Annotated in this window: 7 protein-coding genes; 6 read left to right on the plus strand and 1 reads right to left on the minus strand. The window is 40.6% G+C overall.

Translation table 11 applies throughout. From position 1 onward, the window contains the following. Positions 1 to 499: 499 nt before the first annotated feature. Positions 500 to 823, minus strand: coding sequence for an HPr family phosphocarrier protein (locus tag WB217_RS00670; RefSeq protein ID WP_423409578.1), 324 nt, complete (start codon positions 821 to 823; stop codon positions 500 to 502). Between the two features lie 207 nt (positions 824 to 1,030). On the opposite strand from WB217_RS00670, the gene iadA reads away from it, so the two are divergent. The 6 genes from iadA to WB217_RS00700 all read left to right on the plus strand — a co-directional run. Further along, the gene (gene iadA / locus WB217_RS00675; RefSeq protein WP_423989684.1) at positions 1,031 to 2,206 is read left to right on the plus strand and encodes a beta-aspartyl-peptidase; all 1,176 of its coding nucleotides are present in this window, start codon (positions 1,031 to 1,033) and stop codon (positions 2,204 to 2,206) included. A gap of 128 nt (positions 2,207 to 2,334) precedes the next feature. Next, positions 2,335 to 3,618 (plus strand): MFS transporter, encoded by a 1,284-nt coding sequence (locus tag WB217_RS00680; RefSeq protein ID WP_423989686.1) that lies wholly within the window; start codon positions 2,335 to 2,337, stop codon positions 3,616 to 3,618. Between the two features lie 242 nt (positions 3,619 to 3,860). Then, positions 3,861 to 4,412 (plus strand): RNA polymerase sigma factor SigY, encoded by a 552-nt coding sequence (sigY, locus tag WB217_RS00685; RefSeq protein ID WP_423989688.1) that lies wholly within the window; start codon positions 3,861 to 3,863, stop codon positions 4,410 to 4,412. Next, complete coding sequence (locus tag WB217_RS00690) at positions 4,378 to 4,725, plus strand: YxlC family protein (RefSeq protein ID WP_423989690.1); 348 nt, start codon at positions 4,378 to 4,380, stop codon at positions 4,723 to 4,725. Before sigY ends, WB217_RS00690 begins: the two co-directional genes overlap by 35 nt. Then, on the plus strand, positions 4,722 to 4,940 hold the full coding sequence (locus tag WB217_RS00695; RefSeq protein WP_423989692.1) for a sigma-Y antisigma factor component: 219 nt from the start codon (positions 4,722 to 4,724) through the stop codon (positions 4,938 to 4,940). Before WB217_RS00690 ends, WB217_RS00695 begins: the two co-directional genes overlap by 4 nt. Positions 4,941 to 5,407: 467 nt before the next feature. Next, on the plus strand, positions 5,408 to 6,605 hold a 1,198-nt coding region (locus WB217_RS00700), incomplete at its 3' end, for an ABC transporter transmembrane domain-containing protein (protein WP_423989694.1).

Here is a 6,605-nt window from a genome sequence, read left to right on the forward strand (position 1 = left end):
AGGTAACTAAGAGGGCTTATTGGTGCCCTGTTTTTCCTAATTTCTGTAATTTTAAGTAACCAAGAGGCCTCATTGGTGCCTTGTTTTTCAAATCTTCTGTAATTTCAGGTAACCCAGAGGCCATATTGGTGCCCTATTTTTCCAACTTTTGTTATTCCCGATAACTAAAAGGCCTTATAGGTGACCTTATTTTCAAATTTATGTAATAACAGGTAATCAATAGATTGTATTGGTGCCCTGTTTTTCTAATTTTTATGGCATCCAGGCAATCAAGAGACCTTATTGGTGTATTTAAAAGGAGTTAAAAAAAGACTGCAGGCAAACCCATTACATCGAGTTTGTCTACAGTCTGACCTGCTTCTATAAATGCAGCTGTTTTTAAAAATTAGATATTATAGCATTCGCATTAAAAATCCAATCACGACGATAGCGCCGATTACCATTAAAATTGTTCTTACCATGAAATTTCACCTCTATATCTCTAAAATATAATTTGTTATTAAATCTGGAATGATTCAGACGACTCTAGAAGCTGTTTGCGGTTGACACGCAATAGAGAAGCTTCGTTTGTCAGCAATTTCGTCAATTGATCTAATTGCGGTTCTACATCTGTGCCTTCCATAATAATTTTTAAAGTTGTGTTTGGTTCTACCGTCAACAGGAAGGAAACAAGCTTTGATAGAGATGTAGCTTCCACTGCTTTTTGGCGGCTGTATAAATAAGTAGTGCCATTTAGTTTTTTAGCTGCCTGATAAATTTCCAACATCTTTTTCATTGTGAACCTTTTTTGTACCATAACGTTTGAAGACATGATTTCTTTCATATATATTAACTCCTTTATCATTCGTTAGATTATTTTATTAGGTTAATAGAATATTACCCCGTCCTTAAGAAATGAAAACCTTTATTAAGCAGATTGGGCTAAGTTGGCAACATAGCAGTCAAACAGTCAGGAATCAATTTGCAGTTTTTCCCGTCTATATTATGATGTAATAAACACAGATTTTAATTGTTAAGAGGTGTAGAAGGAATGCTGACGCTTATTAAAAATGGTGAAATCTTTGCTCCAGATTACTTAGGTAAAAAGGATCTTTTAATCGTGAACAATAAAATTGGCTACATTGAAGAGGAAATCCCGGTACCTGAAAGGTTCGTGGATATAAAAGTGATTGATGCTGCAGGTATGTATATAGTTCCAGGCTTCATTGATTCCCACGTACATATAATGGGCGGCGGCGGAGAAGGCAGCTATAGGACGAGGACACCTGAACTTCAATTGACGGATGCCACGCTTGCCGGCATCACAACACTTGTCGGTGTTATTGGCACAGACGGAACTACAAGGACGATGCCAAGCCTGATTGCAAAAGCTCGTGCTCTGGAAGAAGAAGGGATTACCTGTTATGTCCACACGGGTTCCTATCAGGTGCCGGTCAAGACGCTGACGGGCAAAATTGAAGATGATCTTATCCTGATTGATAAAATTATTGGTGTTGGAGAAATCGCAATTGCGGATCATCGCTCTTCCCAGCCGACGTCAGAAGAAATGGCCAAAATTGCGTCTGCAGCAAGAATTGGCGGAATGCTTTCCGGTAAGGCTGGAATAGTCAATGTACATGTTGGTGACAGCTACGACCACCTGAAGGTAATTGAAGAGGTTGTTGACAAGACCGATATCCCAATCCGCCAATTCCATCCAACCCATATCAATCGGAATCCGCATTTATTTGAAACAGGGATTGGATATGCCAAAAAAGGCGGCTATGTAGATTTCACGACCAGCTCTATACCTAAATTTTTAGAAGAAGGCGAAGTGAAATGCAGTCTTGGTCTAAGAAAAATGCTTGAGCAGGGTGTTAATATTTCGCAAATCACATTCACATCTGATGGCCAGGCGAGTTTGCCTGATTTTAATAAAGATGGCGACTTGATTGGACTTAAGATTGGAAAAGTCTCTTCTCTATATCAAGAAGTAAAAGATGCGATCCAACAAGAGGGCATCGCGATTAGCACAGCACTAAGAGTCATCACGCAAAACCCTGCAGCAATCTTGAAGCTTCATCAAAAAGGAAAAGTTGAGGCAGGGAAGGATGCCGATCTTGTCTTGCTTAATAAGACAGATTTATCGATACAGTCAGTCATTGCCCTGGGAAAAGTGATGGTGGAGAATGGCAGTCCTGTTGTAAAAGGGACGTTTGAGGATTAAGTTGCTGGGTCTATGGTCAAAAGGATCTCAGTCTTAGGATGGAGAAACAAACGGTCAAGAGATGCTTATTTTTTCCATTAAATCTCTCTATCATGGAGATAACAAATGAAAAATAAGGGGTATACGAAATGAAAAAATTTGCGGAGATTTTCCGGAACAGGAGTTTTACAAAATTATTCCTGGCAAATTTCACTTCCCAAATGGGAAGTACGATCGGGTTGACCGCGTTTATGTTTTTCCTGCTTGACCGTTTTAGCACCCAGCCAGTATACGCTACGATAACAGAGCTAATGTATTCCTTGCCAATGCTTGCCGTTTTCTTTTTGATAGGTGTCCTGGCAGATCGGATGGACCGGCAAAAAATTGCAGTGTACTGCGATTGGGTCAGCGCCGGATTATCCTTGTTGCTGATTGCGGCCATCTATATAGGGTGGATGCCGTTTGTATTCGGGGTCTTGTTTTTGAGAAGTGCAATACAAAAATTCTTTTTTCCAGCTGAGCATGGGATGGTGCAAGGAATTCTGCAAAAGGATGATTATACGACAGCTGCTGGTTTGAACCAGCTAGTGATGAGCCTATTCATGTTGTTTGGGAATGGCCTTGGAATTCTCGCATATTGGTCCATTGGAATCTACGGAGCGATATTGGTTGATGCCATGTCTTTCATAGTAAGCGCCCTGTTAATCCATGCTACAGACGTACCAAAAGACGCCCGTCTGCCCAATGGTGCGCATAAACTAAGTGATTTGAATATTAAGATGGTTTTTAAAGATTTCCAAAAGGGTTACAAGTACGTTCTAAGCAGCAAATTGCTGTTTACCTTGATTATCGGATTTTTCATCTTTGGAATTGTCAATGGCGGATTCTCCGTCATGCCGATTTTTATCCTTAAATATAAGCTTGCACCAAATACTTATGAAGAATATTCGATTGTCATCGGTTTCGTTTTTGGAATTGGCGTACTGATCGGCAGCTTTATTGCCTCACTGCTGGCGCAAAAAATGAAGCTTTATCATCTGATATCTATTGGATTGATTGTGGCAGGAAGCTTTACCGCATTTGCTTCCATTCCAAATAATATCGTGCTATTCCTGGCTCTCCTGTTTGTTTCCGCTCTCGCGCTTCCGCTTATCAATATTGGAATTGGGGGCTGGCTTCCGAGCATCATTGATCCAAAGATGATGGGCAGAGTCCAGGGGCTGATCAGCCCACTCAACATGCTGTCGCATTCTTTGACGCTGGCCTTTATTGCTTACAGCTTCCCGGCCATCCTCTCGATTGAAGTGCTTTATTGGATTGTTGGTGGCTGCCTAGCGATTGTTGGCGTATTTTACATGATTGTTTTGCCAAAGCTTACAGAAGAAAATCAAACAGCCGTAAAAGAATCTGCCATACAGGAAGTTTCATTATAGAGTTTGGAGGGAAGTCCTGCCGGGGCTTTCCTTTTTGCTGAGGTGAGGTGCTTTTCTTACAAAATTTTTAGTCTCTCAAAAAGAGGTCGAGAAGGAAGAACGAATAATGAAAAGCAAAACTCCAAATGTAAACAGATTTTCTTTGAAAATCTTTGAACGATTCATATCATTGAACGTCTTATTAACAGATAATCTTTTAGAGATAGAATTTTCGGGACGGCGGGGAAAGCGAGGCTTGCTTGATGGATGAGAAAGAATTAATCAGTTTTGCTAAAAAAGGAGACCACCGTGCTTTTGCCATCCTTTTCCGAGAACATTACCCCATTCTGGTAAAATACCTGATGAAAATAACCATGGATCCTGACCTTGCTGAAGAGTTTGCACAGGGAACGATGGCCAAATGTGTGGAAAAGATCCATTTATTCAATGGGAAATCAAAGTTTTCATCATGGCTGATCAGTATAGCGACAAATCTGTATATTGATCAGCATCGCAAAAAAAAGCGGGAGAGAGAATGGAATGAAGGGGAAGCTGCGACTCGTAAGCTGCAGTGGTACATGGAATCCAGAAATGAGGAATGGACAGACGCTTTGGATGCTCTTGCAATGCTAACGGATGAAATGAGAATCCCTCTGATTTTAAAACATTATTATGGTTATTCTTACGATGAAATTGGAGAAATCATGAATATCGCTGCGGGTACTGCAAAGTCAAGAGTCCATCATGGGCTTTTAGCAGTAAGAAAGGAGCTGAAGTTAGATGACAGATCGAAACGAGATCTCGCCAAACGATGACCTATTGGACAAAGAATTTTTCGAAACCATCAGCCAGCTCAACGAAGGACTTGAAAAAATAGATGCTCTGGATAACTATAATCCGGGAGATCAGTGGTTTGAACAAATGGTGCTCAGGCAGCAAGAGCAATTGCAGAAAAAGTACCGGAGAGAACTAGGCTGGTTTATCCTAAGCGCTTTGTTAATTCTAAGCGGAGTAATTTTTACTTTAATGGAAATTCCACAGCTGTTTTTGATTCTTCAGGCTGCCGCAGCAGCAGTGACGGTAATATACAGCTTTAAAGGAGCCAAGAAGCAGGTGGATGGAAGATGAATGGCGATTTGACACAAACAGAAACAATTTTAATGCTTATTTTTGTTCCAGCCATCCTACTGTCTCAAAGTATTTTTCTTTTTACAAATGCCCGCAAACACGGCCATAATTATTGGTTATGGGGAATTCTTGGATTGATCCAGGCCCCCGTTCCACTGCTCGTTTATTTGATTTTTGCCCGGGGAATTTTCCGAAGAGGCTCCGATGAACTTTAATGATGAGCTAAAATTTAGAAAAATTAGAATTGACATGATTGCTTGTATGGTGATACCCTTACAAAAGGGAATGGAAAATTAAGCTAAAAAGGAGGGTTACTGTTATGAACATTGTCAAAATTGCAAGATACGAAAAACTTAATAAACGTAACCTGTCCTTAAACCGTTACTGAGTTTTTAACTGTTTTTTCTTTTGTTCATTCAAAGGCACCGGTTGCGTATTTCACGTGACGTGTGCCTTTTTCTGTCTTTATCGGATGATTCAAGACATATCGCAGGCCGCGGTATGTCTTTTTTTGTCTCCAGTGCTTAAAGACAGGCAGAGGATTAACTTAACTCCAGCCCCTTCAAAAATTTGATCCAGAGGAGGAAACAAAGATGGTTTATGTAAATGTGAAAAAATTAGTGAAAGGTGAAAATCTGGAAAGCGGTTAGTGGAAATTAATCAAAAGAAAGGAAGTGTTGTCATGTTATCCGTTTTATCGAAGTTAAGCTGGTTTTTTAAAGAAAACTGGAAGCGTTACAGTGTTGCAATCTCCTTATTGATTTTTGCCGGAGTACTTGATGTGCTTCCGCCAAAGATTGTGGGAATGGCAATCGATTCAATTCAGCTCGGAACGATAACTCAAACCGTCATCTTGAAATATTTAGGCGGACTTTTTCTTGTTACAGTAGTATCATATTTCATCACCTATGTATGGATGTACCAGTTATTTGGCGGGGCATTCCTGATTGAACGAAAACTCAGGAGCCGCTTTATGAAGCATCTTATAAAGATGACCCCTGCATTTTTTGAAAAAAATCGAACCGGTGACTTAATGGCAAGGGCGACAAATGATTTGAAGGCCATATCGGTCACAGCAGGTTTTGGAATTCTGACGATAGTGGATTCAACCTTTTTCATGCTGACAATCCTATTCATGATGGGCTTTTTCATCAGCTGGGAACTTACGCTTGTTTCGATTATCCCTCTGCCGATAATGGCATTGCTGATCAACATCTACGGAAAAAAGATTCATGCAAAATTTACTGCTGCCCAGGATGCATTCGGAGAATTGAATGACAGAGTCCTTGAATCGGTTTCAGGAGTACGAGTCATTCGTGCCTATGTGCAGGAAAAGGCGGATGAAGGCCGGTTCCATGAACTGACTGAGGATGTTTACTACAAGAATATCGAGGTAGCTAAAATAGATTCTCTTTTCGAACCTACGATCAAGATTCTTGTTGGCTTAAGTTATCTGATTGGTTTAGGGTATGGTGCTTATTTAGTATTCCAGCAGAAACTGACATTGGGAGAGTTAGTCAGCTTTAACGTTTATCTTGGAATGCTCATCTGGCCAATGTTCGCAATTGGAGAGCTCATAAACGTCATGCAGCGCGGCAATGCTTCACTGGACCGTCTGAACGAAACATTGGCATATAAAGAAGATGTTGCCGATCCAGTAAAGCCTGTTGAAGGAAACGAGCCTGAATACATTCAGATGTCAGAACTGACCTTTAAGTATCCTTCATCAAAGGTAAATAATCTCGATAATATAAAACTGCAATTAAACCGCGGCGAAACGCTAGGAATTGTCGGTAAGACAGGAAGCGGGAAGACTACTTTTATCAAACAGCTGCTAAGGGAGTACCCTGAAGGCAGCGGAAATCTCCTGGTTTCAGGAG

The sequence above is a fragment of the Mesobacillus sp. genome (assembly GCF_049588175.1).
GTDB lineage: Bacteria > Bacillota > Bacilli > Bacillales > Cytobacillaceae > Mesobacillus.

Coding starts and splice junctions, on each gene's coding strand:
- WB217_RS00690 (WP_423989690.1), top strand. CDS start 4,378: ATGACAGATCGAAACGAGATCTCGCCAAACGATGACCTATTGGACAAA.
- WB217_RS00695 (WP_423989692.1), top strand. CDS start 4,722: ATGAATGGCGATTTGACACAAACAGAAACAATTTTAATGCTTATTTTT.
- sigY (WP_423989688.1), top strand. CDS start 3,861: ATGGATGAGAAAGAATTAATCAGTTTTGCTAAAAAAGGAGACCACCGT.
- iadA (WP_423989684.1), top strand. CDS start 1,031: ATGCTGACGCTTATTAAAAATGGTGAAATCTTTGCTCCAGATTACTTA.
- WB217_RS00670 (WP_423409578.1), bottom strand. CDS start 823: ATGAAAGAAATCATGTCTTCAAACGTTATGGTACAAAAAAGGTTCACA.
- WB217_RS00680 (WP_423989686.1), top strand. CDS start 2,335: ATGAAAAAATTTGCGGAGATTTTCCGGAACAGGAGTTTTACAAAATTA.